We start from the raw sequence: 15619 nt of genomic DNA on the forward strand, positions 1-15619 counted from the left end.
CAATCGCAACCGCGCGCGCCCGAGGCGCATCAGAAGGGATCCGCAGGACCTTTGCGCGCGGCGGCGATCTCGTGCGGGGTAGGCGCGCGACGGATCGTCAATCGGTCCGACGACCAATCGATCAGGCCGCGTTCCGCCATCGCGCGTAGCCAGCCGGCCATCGGCCAGATCGACCACCTAGCATGAAAGCGGTTGGCGTTGGCGACCAGGGCCTGGAAGTGCTGCAGAGGCGGATCATAGCCCTCGTGATGCTGATGGAAGACCGGCGCGCCGCCGGCGAAGAGGAGCGGCAGGCCGTCTCGCGCGATGCGAAAGCCCAGGTCGGTGTCCTCGGCGCCGTAGCCGACATAGGCCTCGTCGAAGCCGCCAATCCTATGAAAGGTCGAGCGACGGAGCGCGAAGGCCAGCGACCAGAACAGGCCGGGATTGCGCTCCAGTCGTTCGCCATCCTGCGGGAAAGGCCGCACAGGGTGGGGACGCCCGGCCGTCTTCAGCTCCGTGGTCGAGAGCGGCCCGGGCGGGATGGCGTGGGCGGGAAGATAGAGCACCTCCGGACAGACGACGGCGTCGTGATCGGCGAGCAAGGCCTTCATCCGGCCGCAGACCGCCGACGACACGATGCAATCCACATCCAGGAACAGGAGGACGTCGCCTGCGGCCGAGGCGGCGGCGAGATTGCGCGCGGCGGCCAGGGGCAAGACCCCGCCGGGCAGGCGTTTGACCGAGACCGGGAAGTCCAGCGGCGGCAGCGTCACGGGCGCATCGCTCATGTCGATGACGATCATTTCGTCAGGCGGCGAGGCGCTGAGGGTCAATCCCTCGACCAAACGGTCCAGATGCGCCTGCCTGTTGCGAACCAGCGTGAGAGCGGACAGCGTCGTCATCGGCGGCTCCACAAATCCAGCCGATAGTTCGGATGCCGTTCGGCGAGATCCACTTTCATGACAGCCGACAATCCAAGCCAGAGGCGTCCCACGGCGTCGTCGGCGGTTTGGGGGTAGTCGGTCTCGCCGGTCCAGTGCACGAGGAGAACGCGTCCGCCCCCAACCAGGGTCTCGGCGATGCGGCGCGCCGCCAGGTCGAGGTCGGCGTCGCTCCAGTAGTAGGCCACTTCGGACAGGACGACGAGGTCCAGGCCCGGCACAACCGGACAGTCGCGGGGAAAGGCGGCGACCTCGAACCGGACGTTCGGCCGTCCCGACAGACGCTGTCGCGCCCGCGCAAGCGCGGTCGGGCTGATGTCGATCGCCACCAGATGATCGCAGACCGCACTGAGCCGCTCGGTCAGGACGCCGCCCGCACAGCCGACCTCGAGCGCAAAAGCCGCTCGCCGCGCCGACAGAGCGGCCAGGGTGCGGTCGAACTTGGCCGCCTCGTACGGGCTGGAGGCCAGATCCCATGGATCGGCGTCGCCGGCGAAGATGTCCTCGAAATAGGCCGGGGGAAGCGAGCGTTCAGCCATAGGCGTCGCGCCGATACAGGGTGTCGGAGGCGGGGCGCAGCCTCCCGTCCGTCTGAAGCCGGAACCCCCGGCCGAACTTCGGCGTCAACTGGCTTTGATGGGCCGACAAGGCATAGGCCCTGAGGCCGCCGCTCAAAGGTCGCGTCGTGATCCGCACCCTCGCTCCGGACGAAGCCGCCCCCCATACCGCATAGTCGAACACCGCCACCCGCCGACGGGCCCTCTCCGCCGCGTGGCGCGCGAGTTGGGCCGCCGCTTGATGATCGCAATGGGGATCGTCCGGCCCTGTGACGGCGATCGCATCCACGCATCGCTCACGGCACAGCGTGGCGAGGCGACGCGCGGTCGCCTCGAACACCGGACTTCCGGGAGGGGTAGGCCGGGCGTCCATCCAATCCAGAAAGACCGGCGACAAGGCCGCCGCACCCGCCAGACGTCGGACGGCGCGACCCGCCTCCAGGCGTCGGAGCCGGACCAGCCGTGCGCGCGAGGCCGTGTCGGGGTGATCGTGCGAGCCCGCGCCGTCGGTGAGGACAACGACACCCGCCAGGCGTCCAGTCTCGGCGGCTTGACGGATAAGAGCGCCGGCGCCCAGAGTCTCGTCGTCGGCGTGCGGCGCGATGACCAGCCAACGCGCGGATCGCCAGGGCGAGCATTCCAGCGCCAGGGTCGCCAGCCGGCCGGATTTGGGGGTCACCATAGGGCGTCGCCCTCGCCCCAGAGATCGCGGTCCAGCCAGGTTCTCGCCGCCTGGTCCTTGGCATGGTCCGGTCCGGCCTGCCTCAGATAGAGGCTCAGATCGCGGGTGATCTTGTCGACCCGCTCCCCGTCGAAGGCGCTGCGCGTCCCCACCGCCCGCGCCGCCAACTCCATGACATCCAGGGCGCTGCGTTCTACGACGCCGCGCGTGGCGCGTGCGAAATCCTCGGCGTCCGCCGCTTCGGACGCCGCCCGCCTTGCGGCTTCGCGCACCCAGAGCCAGGCCGTTCGCGCGGCCACGACCGCATCGGCGAAGCGCGCGCGCTGGATCGGATCGCCCCGCGCCGCCTCGGACAGGGCCTCGCGGAGCGCCAGGACGAGGCCTTCGATTCCGCCCAGCTGCACCGCCGTGAAACGCCATGCCCCGGCCGTGAAGCGGGGCTCGCGATCGTAATCGCCCGGTCGCCCCAGCCGCTGTTCGGGCTCGATCTTCAACCCGGTCAGATCATAACGCCCGCTGGTCGTCGCGCGCATGCCGCGCACGCGCCAGCCGCTGAGGTCGGCGCGCGCCGCCTCATCCGCCGCAACGATGATCAGTTGGCGTTCGCCCTGCTCGGGTTGGGCGGTGACGACCGCATGGCGCAAGCCGCCCGCGCCCGTGGCGAACATCTTGGCGCCGTGCAGGCGATCGCCGATGAGACGGACGCCAGGCGGCGGCTCCGTCGCCCAGACGCCGAACCAACCGCCTCGCGCCAGAACGGCGCCGAGCCAGGCCTTCTGGCGGGGGTCGCCATACCAATCGAACAGCGCCAGGGCGTTCACATGGCCTTCGAAGAGCCGACCGACGCTGAGATCGGCCCGACCCACGCACCGCAAGGCGTCCATCAGGGCAAGCGCCTTGTCGGCCGGTCCGTCGTATGCCGCCCCGCCGCTCTCAACCGGCGCGAAACGTCGGCCCCAGCCCTCGTGTGCGAGCAGGGCCAGGCTCTCGACGGGATAATGCGGCGAGGCGTCGTAACGCGCGCCGAGATCGGTCAGCCGACCTTCGAGGTCGATCGATGCCGCTGGGCTGACACCCTGGGTCTTGTGATTCACGTCCGGCCTCGCATGTCCGACACAAGGCCGAGGAGCCAGTCGCCGGCCGCCTTCAACCCCTCACCCGTAACGGCCTGCCGATCGCATGCCCGCAGGGCCAGACTGTCCTGAAGAATCGCCGGCCATCGTGACGCCTCCGGCCAGTGGTCGAGCATGATCGCCGCGCCGGCGCGCGCCAAGGCGTCGGCCTTGGTCACCTGCTCGCCGTAGGCGCGCGGCTCGGGCAGGCAGATGAACGGCTTGCCCGCCGCGATCACCGCATTCACCAGACCATCGCCGGCCGCGCCCACCACGATCTCGACCTTGTCCATCTCCTCGGCGACACTCTCGATCCAGCCGCGAAGCTGGAGGTTCGGCGGAAGGACGGGGGGCGAGGTGATGGGGCCGATGCCGGTCCACGGTCTGTCGGGCGTCATGGCGGCGGCCTCGGCCAGACGCGCCCCGTCCAGCGGCGGCCCTCCGCGGCCGTGGACGACCAGAACGCCCGAGCCTTGCCGGCGACCGGAGGCGTCACGGGGCGCGACATAATGCGTCTTTTGTCGAACCCAGTCCGGCGCGAGGCTGTCCAGGTTCTCGTGAAAGGGCGCAAGCAGGGCCGCCGCGCCTCGAAAGGCGTCCAGGTGGGCCGGGTCCGACCGATCGCCCGACAGCCGGACATAGACGACGGGCGTGGAGCACAGCCGCGCCAACATCGCCATCTCCACCGAGACATCGATCACGACCAGCGCCGGCGACGTTCTGGCGATCCAGTCTGCGAAACGGGCCGCCCGCGCCCGGACGCCTGGATGGTGATAGGGCGCATAGTGGAGGGCGTCGGGTCTGGCCGGCGCATCGTCTCGGCTCGAGAACGCGTCGTCCGCATCGGGTCGATCATCGTCCAGATCGACGCTGGCGACGCCCGGCGTGCTTCCCGTCAATCCGGTCCCGAGCAGGACGAACCGCTCCGGCGCAGCGGATGCGATCTCAAGCGCCCGCTGGCGATGTCCGTCGCCCTGATGATGCACGTAATAGCCGATCAAATCGCTCATGCGGCGCCTGCATGACGCTGGCCGAGGTCGGCGCAGTCGGCCCAGGACCGCAGATTCAGATCGAGCGGCATGGGCTCCAACTGGGCCTCGAGAAGGGACAGCCCCTGATCGCCGCCGGCGCTGGCGCGTTGGGCGCGTCGCCAGACCACCCTCCGCCGCCAGTGTCGGAAGTCCGGCGCCAGGATCGGATCGCCGTCGCGCGCCTGGGCGAAGAGGCGCGCCATGTGCTCAGCCATGCCGGCGGCGGCGCGCCCCGTAAGGCGTGGCGACACCCGCGTCCAGACCGAGAGGGGATGGACAAGTCGCGCGCCCTGGGCCTGCGCCGCGATCACAAGCCCCCGATCCTCCCCCGTCGGCAGTTCCGGCACGCCTCCGGCCTGCCGATAGGCCTCGGCGGTGATGGCGAGACTGGCGCCGGTATGGTCGCCATGGCGCGGCGACGGATCGAACGGCGACGGGTCAAGATCGTCCTCAATGGCGCGGACGGCGGCCCAATAGGCGTCCCACACCTGCTGCAGGGCGACCATCGAGCGCGGGAGGTCTTCGGCCTCGTCGATCACCAGACGTCCGCCGACCATGTCCGCGCCGGCGGAGAGGGCTGCGAGATTGGCCGATAGCCAAGTCTGCGGCGGGCGCGCGTCGGCGTCCGTCGAGATGAGCACACCGTGCTGCGCCGAGCCTAAACGCACAAGACCGGCGTCCATGGCCGCGCGCCTCGCCGCGCCCGCATGAGCGCGGTGGGGCGGAAACCATTTTACATCGAGGCGGATGTCCAGTCGCTCCCGCCAGCGGTCAGCCGCTTCCTCAACGACCTCGACCGAACCATCGGTGGAGTTATTGATGCAGACGACCACGGGTATGGGGCCGCGATGATCCTGGTCCGCGAGCGCCGCAAGCAGAACGGGAAGACGCCGCTGTTCGTTTCGGGCGGGCACGCAGACGCAAAAACGCAAAGACGACGTCATGCGATCAAGCGGTCCTCGACGGCGTCATTGGCGCGCACGGCCGAGGCGTGGTGCATCTCGACAAGCTCGACATAGAGCTGCTCGTAGGCGTCGACCATGCGCCCCATGTCGCAGGCCGCTTCCGCTCTGGCGCGACAGGCCGACCGTGACAGACCGATGGCCTCCATGATCGCGCGGGCCAAATCCTCGACGTCGTCAGCTCGGGCCAAGGCGCCGCAGTCTGGGGTGAGGATGTCGGGAATGGCGCCTCGAGCGAAGGCCGCGACCGGCGTGCCGCAGGCCAAGGCCTCCGCCACCACCAGCCCATAGGGTTCATCCCAACGCGGCGTGCAGACGAAGGCGGCGGCCTTGCCGATTTCTTGCGACAAGGCGTTGTGGTCTAGGTGACCCAGATAAAGGGTGTTCGACGTCAGCCGCGGCGCAATCTCGGTGGCGAAATAGGTCTGGTCCAGGATCGGGCCTGCGAACCGGAGCGGAATCCCGGTGCGCGCGGCGGCGTCGAGCGCCAGATGAAGCCCTTTCTCCGGCACGATCCTGCCGAACCAGATCAGATGGGGCGGCTCCTCGATGCGGTCGCGCCAGGCGAAGCGCTGCAGATCGATCCCGTTGGGAATGACCCGGTCGATGGTGCGGACATCGCTCCATTGCCGACGCATGGCCTCCGAAACGCTGACGAACCTAGCCATCGGCGCGCGCGCCTCGCGAATGCCGCTCTCCAGCCAGCAAAAGGGGGGCGTATGCAGCGTGGTGACCATGGGCATCGGCAGGGTCTCGGCCATCGAGACCGGGAGATAATGCAGGCTGTTGTTATGGATTATGTCGAACGCACTGCGCCGAAGTCGGCCCATCAGGGAGAGATAGGCGTGATGCTCCTTGAAGAAGGCGATATCGCTCGCCTCGGCGGTGCCGACCTTTGAGATTTCCGTCTGATCGCAGACGGCTTCAAGACCCAGCTCCGGGTCGGAATGCGTCGCCGCAAACAGCGTGACCGCATGACCCTTCCTGCGAAGTTGCTGACAGAGGAGATGGGTGTGCATTTCAAGGCCGCCCGCAAACGGCTCGGCGATCGGATATTTGAGATGGGCGATAACGCCGATGCGCATCAATGCCGTCCGTGACCGACAACCCGATCCCCCTCGGACCGGTCCATGGCGTTACGCCTGGGTTTCAAAGTCGATGCGGGGCAGTTCGTTCCTATGTGCGGTTTCGCTCCCGGCTTCGGCGAGACCAAGGCTCTCGTTCGACCGTCTGGCTCCTCCGCCCCCTACCCCGTCCGGCGACGACAGACCCCGCTCAAAGGCGATCCGGCCCGATCCGGGCGGCCGCCACGAGGGTCGACGTCAGCGGATCAGGCGACAGAGCCCAACGAGCGAGCGCGGCTTCAAACACCGTCGGGTCGATCGCCACGGCGGCGAAGTGCGTCATCGACGACCGAAACTTCAGATCATCCGGCGATCCGAGGAGTTGGCGCAGCGACGCCGCCGGCGCCGTTGTCGCTGTCTGGGCGGCCCGGCGCAGCCGTTCTCTCAAGACGGGGGCCGCCATATAGGCATGCGCCTTCGCGAGAGACGTGATCCCATAGAAGGCGGCAGTCGAAGACCGCCCTAAAGATCGGGCCTGCGGAAAAATGAACCAAATCCAATGGCCCGCCTTGCGACCGGCGGCGAGCTCGGCCATCGCCCTCTCGAACACCGGGTCTTGCGCCTCGATGTAGCGGTCCAGCCCTGCCGTCATTCGCGTGTCTCGCCCAAATCTTCGAACCAGTCTGCATAGGGGGTGTTGAGCGCCATGTGTCGGTTGAAATCTGGCGAGCCGTCGGTCCACCACACCGGTCCCCTTTCGCCTAATCCGACCTTGGCCTTGTCGACCCCGCGCTGCGCCGTCGCCAGGGCGTCCGCATCGCCCATGTGGGCAAGCGTGGAATGTGAGCCCTCATCTACGAGCCGGACCAACGCCCCGAAACTCCGGAGATCGACCTCGACCTCGATCGTCTCGCCGATCAGTCCAGAGACGTCTTGAGGTGAGAGGCCGACGAGGTTCTCGAAGACCTCATCGCCCTCAACGGCTCGTCGACTGGGGCGCGTCCCAAGGCGATGATCGGATTTCATCCGGAAACCGGAGACGTCATCCACGGGGTCGATGCCTTGCCTCCGGGTTATAAGGCCTGGCTCGTCAAGTTTCCGAACACCCAGGACGGCAGAGACGCGGGCGCGATCGAATATGTCTATGCGCAGATGGCGCAGGCGGCGGGCGTCGCCATGACCGAAACCCGGCTGATCAGAACCGCGAAGGGCGGCGCTTATTTCGCGACCAAGCGGTTCGATCGCGCGAGGAGCGCTCGCCTGCATGCGCACACGGCTTCCGGCCTGCTTCATGCGCACCACCGGACACCCTCGCTCGATTATGAGACCTTGATCGCTCTGACCCAAGGCCTCACCCGGGATGTCCGCGAGGTCGAAGCGATGTTTCGCCTGGCCGTGTTCAACGTCATCGCCCACAACCGAGACGACCATGGCAAGAACTTCACCTATCTGATGAACGCCAAAGGCGAGTGGCGTCTATCGCCCCGCCTACGATCTGACGTTCTCTTCCTGCCCAGGCGGGGAACAGACAACGACGGTGATGGGACAAGGAAAGACGCCGTCAGTCACCGACCTAACCCAGCTCGGCGATATCGCGGGTCTGTCGAAGGCTGATGTGCAGGCCATTATCGGAACCACCCGTGAGGCGGTGCGCGCATGGCCTGAACTCGCCGCCCGACACGGCGTGACCAAGTCCCAGATCAAGCTGATCGGGTCACGGCTGGCCGCCATGTCCTGACAAGTTGCTGTCAGTTTCGCGATAACTTCCCTTCTCTAAAGGCCGTTTAACGGCATGATCGAGTATCGGCGTTGACGCAGCCCTTGGTCTTCAGACCCCACCAGAAGAACCCAGGGTGATGTTTTCGCCTGATAGCGCTTCACGGATCATATCTCGCGCAATGATCAATTGCTGGATTTGGGTCGTGCCTTCGTAAATGCGGAACAGGCGGACATCGCGATAGAAGCGTTCAACCGCACTGTCTCGCATATACCCTGCGCCACCGTGGATTTGCACAGCGCGGTCAGCGATCCGCCCGACCATCTCCGAAGCGAACATTTTACAGCAGGACGCTTCCCGCGACACTCGATGCCCGGCGGCGTGACGACGCGCTGTCTCACGGACCATGCATTCGCTGGCGTAAAGATCGGCCTGGCTATCAGCCAGCATCGCCTGGATCAGTTGGAACTCGGCGATGGGTTGTCCGAACTGCTTGCGATTCATCGCGTAAGTCACGGCTTCATGCAGGATTCGCCTCGCCTGACCGACGCAGACTGCAGCGACATGGATGCGACCGCGGTCCAAAACCTTCATTGCGGTTCTAAAGCCAAAACCTTCCTTGCCGCCCAACACAGCGGTTGCCGGCACGCGCACATCGTCCAGAAAGACATCGGCCGACAATGCGCCGCCCTGCCCCATCTTCCGATCCTTTGCGCCGATGCGCACGCCAGGGGTTTCAGCCGGCACAAGGAACGCCGTTACGTGAGTGTTGCCGGGCAGACGATCCGCGGCCGTTCGCGCCATTACGGTAATCAGCCCGGCCGTCGGGGCGTTAGTGATGTAACGTTTGGCGCCGTTGAGAATATAGTCTTCGCCGTCCCGAACGGCCGTGGTTATGAGAGCGGCAGCATCTGAACCTGAGTCTGGCTCGGTCAAGGCGAAACTGGCAGTGATCTCCCCCGAAGCGATACGCGGCAGCCAGAATTTCTTCTGGTCTTCAGTGCCGTCCATCACCAACCCTTGCGAGCCCACCCCAAGGTTGATGCCGAGAAGCGAGCGAAACGCCGCCGAAGCCCACGTCAGTTCGATCACGATTTCGACCTCTTCAGCGACGCTCAATCCCAAGCCGCCGTACGCCTCAGGCACCGTCAGTCCGAAAAGACCCAGATCGCGCATCTCCTGAACGATCGCGTCTGGAATGACGTTGGTCTCTGCAACAGCCTCTTCAATCGGAACGAGCCGTTCGCGCACGAACCGTCGAACCGTCTGGCGGAATTGCTCAAGCGTCTCGACGTCCATTCTTAAGCTCCCATCAGGCCAACGATGGAGATCGCGCTGACATTCAGATTGGGCGCGCCGCCAAGATTGTGCGACAGCGCAAGCGACGGAGGTGTAGCGCGCTGTCGCGAGCCGGCGCGACCGAGAAGCTGCAGATAGTTCTCATAAATCATTCGGATACCCGACGCGCCGACCGGGTGGCCAAAGCACTTGAGGCCCCCGTCGATCTGACAGGGCAACGCGCCATCTGAATCGAAGACGCCGTCCATGACGTCCCGGACGGCCTCGCCTTCCTTGCTGATGAAGAGATCTTCCATGGTCACAAGCTCTGTCACCGAAAAACAGTCGTGCACCTCAGTCAAACTCAGTTGGCGACGCGGATCGCTGACGCCGGCTTCCTGGTAGGCGCGCGTCGCAGCCGTGCGCGTGGTATGGAAATAGCTGCCGTCCCACCCTGATCCTTGAAGCTCCCAACCGTTCGAGGCGGCTATAGCCAGAGCCTTGACGGTGACGATGTCGCTCTTGCCCAAAGCGCGCGCGATCTCCGGCGTGGTGACGATGGCGCAGGCGGCGCCGTCCGATACGCCGCAGCAGTCGTAAAGGCCGAGCGGCTCCGCGATCATCGGCGCATTCAACACCGTATCGATATCAATGGCTTTGCGGAGATGCGCCTTGTCGTTCTTCAGGCCGTTCGCGTGGCTTTTGACCGACACATGCGCCATGGCGCGTTTAAGATCGCCCTTGTCGACCCCGTGCCGCGCCCGATAGGCGGACGCGAGTTGAGCGAAGTTGCCGGGCGCCGAACCCACCACTCCCGCCATGTCCGCAAGGGTTCCGCGCGTTCTGACAGGAAGGCCGCCGTAGCCAGTGTCCTTGAGCTTCTCGACGCCCATCGCCAGGGCGATGTCGCAGGCCCCAGATGCGACGGCGTAGACGGCGCCGCGAAACGCCTCTGTTCCAGATGCACAGTAGTTTTCGACCTTCGTGACAGGGATATTGGGCAGCCTAAGCGCGACGGAGAGTGGAATCCCGGATGGTCCGACGTTGAGCGGGTCGAACGCCACCGAAAGCCAAGCCGCGTCCAGCTGGGCGGTTTCCACTCCTGCATCTGCAAGGGCCTCCTGATAGGCCTCCAGCATAAGATCGTCGGGTTCGGCATCCCATCGCTCGCCGAACCTAGCGCACCCCATGCCCAGAATGGCTACCTTGTCTCGAATCCCGGACGCCATATTCAGTCTCCTTGACCGCCGCGCTCAGAGCGCCGGGGCCGCTTTCCAAAAATAGCGGGTGAAGCCGCGAACCTCATCCACGCCCTTGATGCGGAACACCATCCGCATCGGCTTGCCGACCTCCACGTCGTCTTCGGATGCATCAGTGAAGTCGACGTTCATCCGACCACCGCCCTCGAACTCGACCATGCCGAAGAAGCCGGGAGGGTCCGGCGTGTAACCAAGGCGATCCGCGGTGTAGGTCAGAACGGCGGCGCGGCGCTCAGCCAGCGGATAATCGACCTGCGTATCGATGAACCGGCCATTGGGATTGACGCTGATCCGCGTTTTCGGGAACTGGATCGCTCCCGTCTCCCGGCATTGACCGCCGACCAGGCCCAAAACAGTCTTTCTGTTTCGATAGGCGGCGGTGAGGAAGGTTTTCTGATCCTGCTCCGCGCGCATGCCGCGGTCCATCTCCAACAAATTGTTGAAGAATAGGAACTGCATATAGTTCGTTTCGGCGCGACGGTTGGCCAGGCTGGCCGCCGGTCCTCGTATCGCGCTTCGTGACACGCCGGTCGCCTGCAGGATCAGGACATCGCAGCCTTGACCGAACCCGGCGACCAGAATCACCTCGCCCGCCGCGGCGGTTTCGAGGGCGACGGCGAGCATCAAGAGAGGATGCGCCGCGCCTGAAAGACCCACGGTCAGGAGCAGGTCGTCCTGGACGGCCTCCAGCCGCACGCCAGCCTGTTTGGCGACGCTCGCTGCAGCGCCTCTCATCGCAGCGGGGAAGATAAAGCGATCGACCTGCGCCCCTGTCATCCCAGCCTTTGCCAAGGCCTGGCCCACGGCGTCGCCCGCGATTCCGCCATATCCCTCTTCGCGGATCCAGCGCCCCTCCCAATCATAGTCGAAGCGAAAGCCCTGTTTTCGAAAGTGATCGACGAAGTCCGTCGATAAGCTGTGCGAGGCGATGAACCGCGCGATCGCCGCCTCGCCTTCGCCGACCAGAAACGCGGCTGCGGCGTCGCCGTTTGTCAGTTCCGCTTCCGAACCTGGACGGGCCAGCCGTTTGTCGGCCGCCACACAAAGGTGTCGGCCTCGCCCCGCTTCAAGCGCATCGATCAGCGAGGCCAATCCCGCGCGTTGACCGCCAGCAGCGTCTGCGGTTCGAACAGAGTCCTCAAGGTTGAGCGCCTCCTTTACGATCACCGCATTCTGGCGATCAAGAAAGGGCGCTGTCGTAGAGGCGAAGGTCAGCGTATCTATCCCGGTACGTTCGTCTTCCCCGAAACAATCTCTCGCCGCCTCCACCGCCATGGTGACGGAGTCTTCGTCCCAATTGCACATGGCCCGCTCGCCCTTGGCGGCTCCGCTAAGGCCTGGACTGAACCACGCATTGGCGGCGAATACAGCCGAGCGCTGCAGGCGGCGTTTTGGAATATAGGCGCCGAAGCCAAGAATAGCGGTCATGGTGCGACGATCTCCGCATAGCCGTTGTTGAGGACGACGACGTCGCGATCCAAGGCAACGCAGCGAAACCGCGCCACGCTGGCGGCTTCATGCCAAACGTCGATACGAAGCGTCTCACCTGGCGTTACGACGCTTGAGAAGCGGACATCGAGCCGGCGCAGACGATCGGCGCGGCCTTGGCACGCCAGATGAATTAGCCCCCGAGCGGCGAAACCATAGGTGCAGAGTCCATGCAGGATCGGCCCGTCGAATCCGGCGCTTCGGGCGATCGCCGGGTCCGCATGCAGCGGATTCATGTCGCCGTTCAAGCGGTAGAGCAGCGCCTGATCTGTACGCGTCCGCAGCGTGAGGCTGTCGTCAGGCGCTCGGTCCGGCAGCGGAGACATGGAAAGGGCGGGGCCGTCTCCCCAATCGCCGCACCCGCCATCGCCACGCAGGAACGACGATTGCCGCACCGTAGCGAGAAGCGAGCCCGTGGCTTCATCATAGAGCCGTCTGGTCCAATAGAGCAGAGCCCCCTTGTCGGCGCCCTTGTCGATCAGGATGTCGAGAGCCGATCGCGTCTGGACGACGCCTGCCGACGCAAGCGGCGCATGAATCTCGACGGACTGCTCCCCGTGAAGGACGCGACGCCAGTCGATGCCATATTCCGCTTCGCCCTGCCAAAACCCCGGGTAGCCGAGGACAACCGCCATCGATGGCAGAGTCTGGAGTTGGCCCTCATAAACAAAGGACAGTTCATCCAGCCCAGGCTCAGCGCCCGCACCGATGCTCAGGGCATAGAGAATGACATCCTTGGCCCCATACACTTGGCGGACCTCATGGATCGGGGTGGCGAACAGCTTTTTCGGATCGAGCGCCATCGCGGTTCAGATCGGATCCCAGGCGAAGACGTCGGACGATCGCTGCAATCGCTGGAAGCTCGGGCGAAACGCCGGAAGCAACTCCTCCGCTACGGATTGAGGCGTCCAGCCTTCGGACCGATGCATTGATCGAATAGGCATTGGTCGACTGAAGAGAAATATCTCGTTCTTGCGCACGCAGAAAATCTGGCCGCTGACCTCTTCGGACGCGTCGGCGCAAAGAAAGGCCGCCAATGGCGCGATCTTGTCGGCGCTCATGGACTTGAAGCGTTCAACACGCAGTTTCTCCGCTTCCGTCTCGGCCGGGATGGTGGCGGTCATGCGACTCCAGGCGAAGGGCGCGATGCAGTTCGAGCGAACGCCGAACTTCTGCATGTCGAGCGCAATCGAGTTGGACAGGCCGACCACGCCCATCTTGGCGGCCGAATAGTTCGCCTGTCCGAAGTTGCCGATCAGGCCGGAGGTGGAGGTGAAGTGGACATAGGCGCCGGAACCCTGCGCTTTGAAGTAGGACGCCGCAGCTTTTGAAACGTAGTAGTAGCCGTTCAGATGGACGTCGATGACATCGTCCCAATCGACTTGGCTGAGCTTGTGGAAGATGCGATCCCTCAAGAAGCCGGCGTTGTTGACGACGGCGTCGATCCGACCGAAGGCCTTAACGCCATCTTCGATAATCGAGGCGGCGCCTGCCGGATCCGAAATGCTCGCAAAATTGGCGATGGCGCTCCCGCCCGCCGCCATGATCTCAGCCACGACCTCCGCAGCCGGACCGGCGTCGCGACCGTCGCCGTCAGCCGATCCTCCAAAATCGTTGACCACGACGTGAGCGCCTTCTCGCGCCGCAGTGAGCGCAATTTCTCGACCGATGCCGCGGCCCGCGCCAGTGACTGCTACGACCTTGCCCTTGAGCATTCCACCACTCCCTTGATGCCGGATTGGTGTAGGCCGGAACAAACCCTCTTTCAAGTGGGTGAATGATTATGCAATATACTGAACATGAGTGAGCTTATGAGCGAACCTAAATCTGATGTCCCCAAGGCCCCGGCCGTCGCCGCCGCGATCGCGATACTGCGCCACCTCGCCAGCCAATCGACGCCGGTGGGCTTGACCGCCATCTCCCGCGCGGTGGGCCTAAGCCCAAGCAGTTGTTTGAATATCTTAAGAACCTTGGCCGCTGACGCCTTCGTTTTTTTCGATCCGGACACGAAAGACTACACACTGGGTCTGGGGTCGATCGCGTTGGCGCGCCGGGCCTTGGACCCTGCCGGCGCAATGGATATCGCACGGAGCGATCTTCGCAGGATGGCCTTGGAGCACGAGGTCACGAGTTCACTTTGGCGATTGGCGCCGAATGAACGACTGGTTCTCGTCGGGTTCGAAGAGAGCCTCGCGACGACGCGCGTCCATCTGACGATTGGTCAGCGTCTGCCTCAGTATCTAGGCGCGATGGGGCGGTGCATCGCCGCCTATTCTAACATCGAGGGTGCGGAGTTCATACCGCATTATGAGGCGCTTCGTTGGCATCGTGACCCAGGGCTGACGGCCTACCGTGCTCAGGCCGCCGAGGTTCGCGCCCGGGGTTGGGCGATCGACATCGACAATTTCATGCAGGGCGTCACCACCTTGGCGGCGCCGGTTCTGGATCGTGCCGGGAACGTCAGGTTCTGCGTCACCAGCACGACGTTCAGCGGGCAGAACGACGATGCAGGCCTAAACCGGATCGGAACCGAAACCGCCCGGTTGTCTCACGTCCTGTCCACCCTGTTGTTCGGCGCAGAGATTTGAAAGGAGCGCCTCATGGCGTTGGAATCCGGTAACGAGGACGCCGCCATCGACTTGGTGCAGGTCGAATGCGTCGACGGCGTCATGATCATCCGCATGAACCGGCCCGAGACGAGAAACGCCTTGACGCCAGACCTTCGCGACGCGCTCGGCGTGGCCGTCTCCGCCTTCTTCGCCGACGCTGACGCGCGCTGTCTCGTTATTACCGGCGTGGGTACGGTCTTCTGCGCGGGAGGAGATCTCAAGAACTTTAGACAACGGCAGACCTTTGAGGCCGCCAGGGCGAGAATGCGGCTGTCGCATCAGTGGGTCGGTCAGATTATGTCCGGCCGGAAGCCCGTCATCTCAGTCGTGAACGGCCCCGCCGTGGGTGCCGGCCTTGGTTTGGCTATGATGGCCGATCTGGTCTTCATGGCCGATGACGCCTATTTGCAGCCCGGTTTCACCGCAGTTGGTCTTGTACCAGACTACGGTCTGGGCATGATTTTGCCGCGGCTCATGGGGCCGATGCGGGCAAAGGCTTTTCTTTTCAACAACACGCGGATCACGTCTCAAGAGGCGCTCGCGCTCGGCCTAGCAGTGGAAGTCCACGCCCACAATGTGCTGCTAGAGGCCGCCTTGGCCCAGGCCCGCCGCTTGGCGAAAGGTCCGACACAAGCCTTCGGCCTGACGAAAGCGCTCATTGAAGCAGGGTACGAAATCTCCGTCGCCGACTATTTGGAACGGGAGGGCGACGCTCAAGCCCTGGCTTTCACCACTGAGGATCATGCCGAAGGCGTGGCCGCTTTTCAGGAGCGACGCGCGCCGTTCTTCGTCGGAGCTTAACTCACCGCGCCGCCGACCACCTGTGATCCCCATCACGGTCCGCAAGCGGCGCCCCTGCCAATGTTTTTTGGGAATATCGCAATGAAGGTACTCGTCCCCGTCAAACGGGTGATCGACTATAACGTCAAGGCCCGCG

18 protein-coding genes are annotated in these 15619 nt (G+C 64.7%); 4 read left to right on the forward strand and 14 right to left on the reverse strand.

The window, feature by feature from the left end; translation table 11 throughout:
• Nucleotides 1-29: 29 nt before the first annotated feature.
• From RTU05_RS03735 to RTU05_RS03775, 9 genes are all read right to left on the reverse strand, one after another.
• Nucleotides 30-884: a glycosyltransferase gene (locus tag RTU05_RS03735; protein WP_312595829.1), complete on the reverse strand. Its 855-nt coding sequence runs from the start codon at nt 882-884 to the stop codon at nt 30-32.
• A complete protein-coding gene (locus RTU05_RS03740; protein ID WP_312595831.1) occupies nt 881-1462 on the reverse strand; it encodes a class I SAM-dependent methyltransferase in 582 nt (193 codons plus the stop codon). Before RTU05_RS03740 ends, RTU05_RS03735 begins: the two co-directional genes overlap by 4 nt.
• Nucleotides 1455-2162: a PIG-L family deacetylase gene (locus RTU05_RS03745; protein ID WP_312595833.1), complete on the reverse strand. Its 708-nt coding sequence runs from the start codon at nt 2160-2162 to the stop codon at nt 1455-1457. Before RTU05_RS03745 ends, RTU05_RS03740 begins: the two co-directional genes overlap by 8 nt.
• The gene (locus tag RTU05_RS03750) at nt 2156-3256 is read right to left on the reverse strand and encodes an acyl-CoA dehydrogenase family protein (protein WP_312595835.1); all 1101 of its coding nucleotides are present in this window, start codon (nt 3254-3256) and stop codon (nt 2156-2158) included. Before RTU05_RS03750 ends, RTU05_RS03745 begins: the two co-directional genes overlap by 7 nt.
• Nucleotides 3253-4284, reverse strand: a complete 1032-nt coding sequence (locus RTU05_RS03755; RefSeq protein ID WP_312595837.1) for a glycosyltransferase — start codon at nt 4282-4284, stop codon at nt 3253-3255. Before RTU05_RS03755 ends, RTU05_RS03750 begins: the two co-directional genes overlap by 4 nt.
• Entirely contained in the window at nt 4281-5249 is a 969-nt protein-coding gene (locus tag RTU05_RS03760) for a glycosyltransferase (RefSeq protein ID WP_312595838.1), read from the reverse strand. The genes RTU05_RS03755 and RTU05_RS03760 overlap by 4 nt, the downstream gene beginning before the upstream one ends.
• Entirely contained in the window at nt 5246-6352 is a 1107-nt protein-coding gene (locus RTU05_RS03765) for a glycosyltransferase (protein ID WP_312595840.1), read from the reverse strand. The genes RTU05_RS03760 and RTU05_RS03765 overlap by 4 nt, the downstream gene beginning before the upstream one ends.
• A gap of 190 nt (nt 6353-6542) precedes the next feature.
• Complete coding sequence (locus RTU05_RS03770; RefSeq protein ID WP_312595842.1) at nt 6543-6983, reverse strand: DUF1810 family protein; 441 nt, start codon at nt 6981-6983, stop codon at nt 6543-6545.
• Nucleotides 6980-7357, reverse strand: a complete 378-nt coding sequence (locus RTU05_RS03775; protein WP_312595844.1) for a hypothetical protein — start codon at nt 7355-7357, stop codon at nt 6980-6982. Before RTU05_RS03775 ends, RTU05_RS03770 begins: the two co-directional genes overlap by 4 nt.
• Here RTU05_RS03775 and RTU05_RS03780 point away from each other — a divergent pair.
• Both RTU05_RS03780 and RTU05_RS03785 read left to right on the forward strand, forming a co-directional pair.
• Nucleotides 7343-7945 carry a HipA domain-containing protein gene (locus RTU05_RS03780; protein WP_312595846.1) on the forward strand — a complete coding sequence of 201 codons (603 nt, stop codon included), beginning with the start codon at nt 7343-7345 and terminating at the stop codon, nt 7943-7945. The two genes, RTU05_RS03775 and RTU05_RS03780, sit on opposite strands and share 15 nt — an antisense overlap.
• 1 nt (nt 7946) lies before the next feature.
• Nucleotides 7947-8069 carry a hypothetical protein gene (locus RTU05_RS03785; RefSeq protein ID WP_312595848.1) on the forward strand — a complete coding sequence of 41 codons (123 nt, stop codon included), beginning with the start codon at nt 7947-7949 and terminating at the stop codon, nt 8067-8069.
• A gap of 90 nt (nt 8070-8159) precedes the next feature.
• On the opposite strand, the gene RTU05_RS03790 is transcribed toward RTU05_RS03785, so the two are convergent.
• The 5 genes from RTU05_RS03790 to RTU05_RS03810 form a co-directional block, all read right to left on the reverse strand.
• The gene (locus tag RTU05_RS03790; protein WP_312595850.1) at nt 8160-9347 is read right to left on the reverse strand and encodes an acyl-CoA dehydrogenase family protein; all 1188 of its coding nucleotides are present in this window, start codon (nt 9345-9347) and stop codon (nt 8160-8162) included.
• Between the two features lie 2 nt (nt 9348-9349).
• Entirely contained in the window at nt 9350-10555 is a 1206-nt protein-coding gene (locus RTU05_RS03795; RefSeq protein ID WP_312595852.1) for an acetyl-CoA acetyltransferase, read from the reverse strand.
• Nucleotides 10556-10579: 24 nt separating this feature from the next.
• On the reverse strand, nt 10580-11860 hold the full coding sequence (locus RTU05_RS03800) for an OB-fold domain-containing protein (RefSeq protein WP_312595854.1): 1281 nt from the start codon (nt 11858-11860) through the stop codon (nt 10580-10582).
• A gap of 149 nt (nt 11861-12009) precedes the next feature.
• A complete protein-coding gene (locus RTU05_RS03805; RefSeq protein ID WP_312595856.1) occupies nt 12010-12876 on the reverse strand; it encodes a MaoC/PaaZ C-terminal domain-containing protein in 867 nt (288 codons plus the stop codon).
• A 6-nt stretch (nt 12877-12882) separates the two neighbouring features.
• Nucleotides 12883-13788, reverse strand: a complete 906-nt coding sequence (locus tag RTU05_RS03810) for an SDR family NAD(P)-dependent oxidoreductase (protein WP_312595858.1) — start codon at nt 13786-13788, stop codon at nt 12883-12885.
• Between the two features lie 96 nt (nt 13789-13884).
• Here RTU05_RS03810 and RTU05_RS03815 point away from each other — a divergent pair, with 96 nt between their 5' ends.
• A complete protein-coding gene (locus RTU05_RS03815; RefSeq protein ID WP_312595859.1) occupies nt 13885-14661 on the forward strand; it encodes an IclR family transcriptional regulator C-terminal domain-containing protein in 777 nt (258 codons plus the stop codon).
• A gap of 12 nt (nt 14662-14673) precedes the next feature.
• Nucleotides 14674-15483, forward strand: a complete 810-nt coding sequence (locus RTU05_RS03820; RefSeq protein WP_312595860.1) for an enoyl-CoA hydratase/isomerase family protein — start codon at nt 14674-14676, stop codon at nt 15481-15483.
• The last annotated feature ends 136 nt before the right edge of the window (nt 15484-15619 follow it).

Source organism: Brevundimonas sp., from assembly GCF_032017145.1.
Classification (GTDB): domain Bacteria; phylum Pseudomonadota; class Alphaproteobacteria; order Caulobacterales; family Caulobacteraceae; genus Brevundimonas.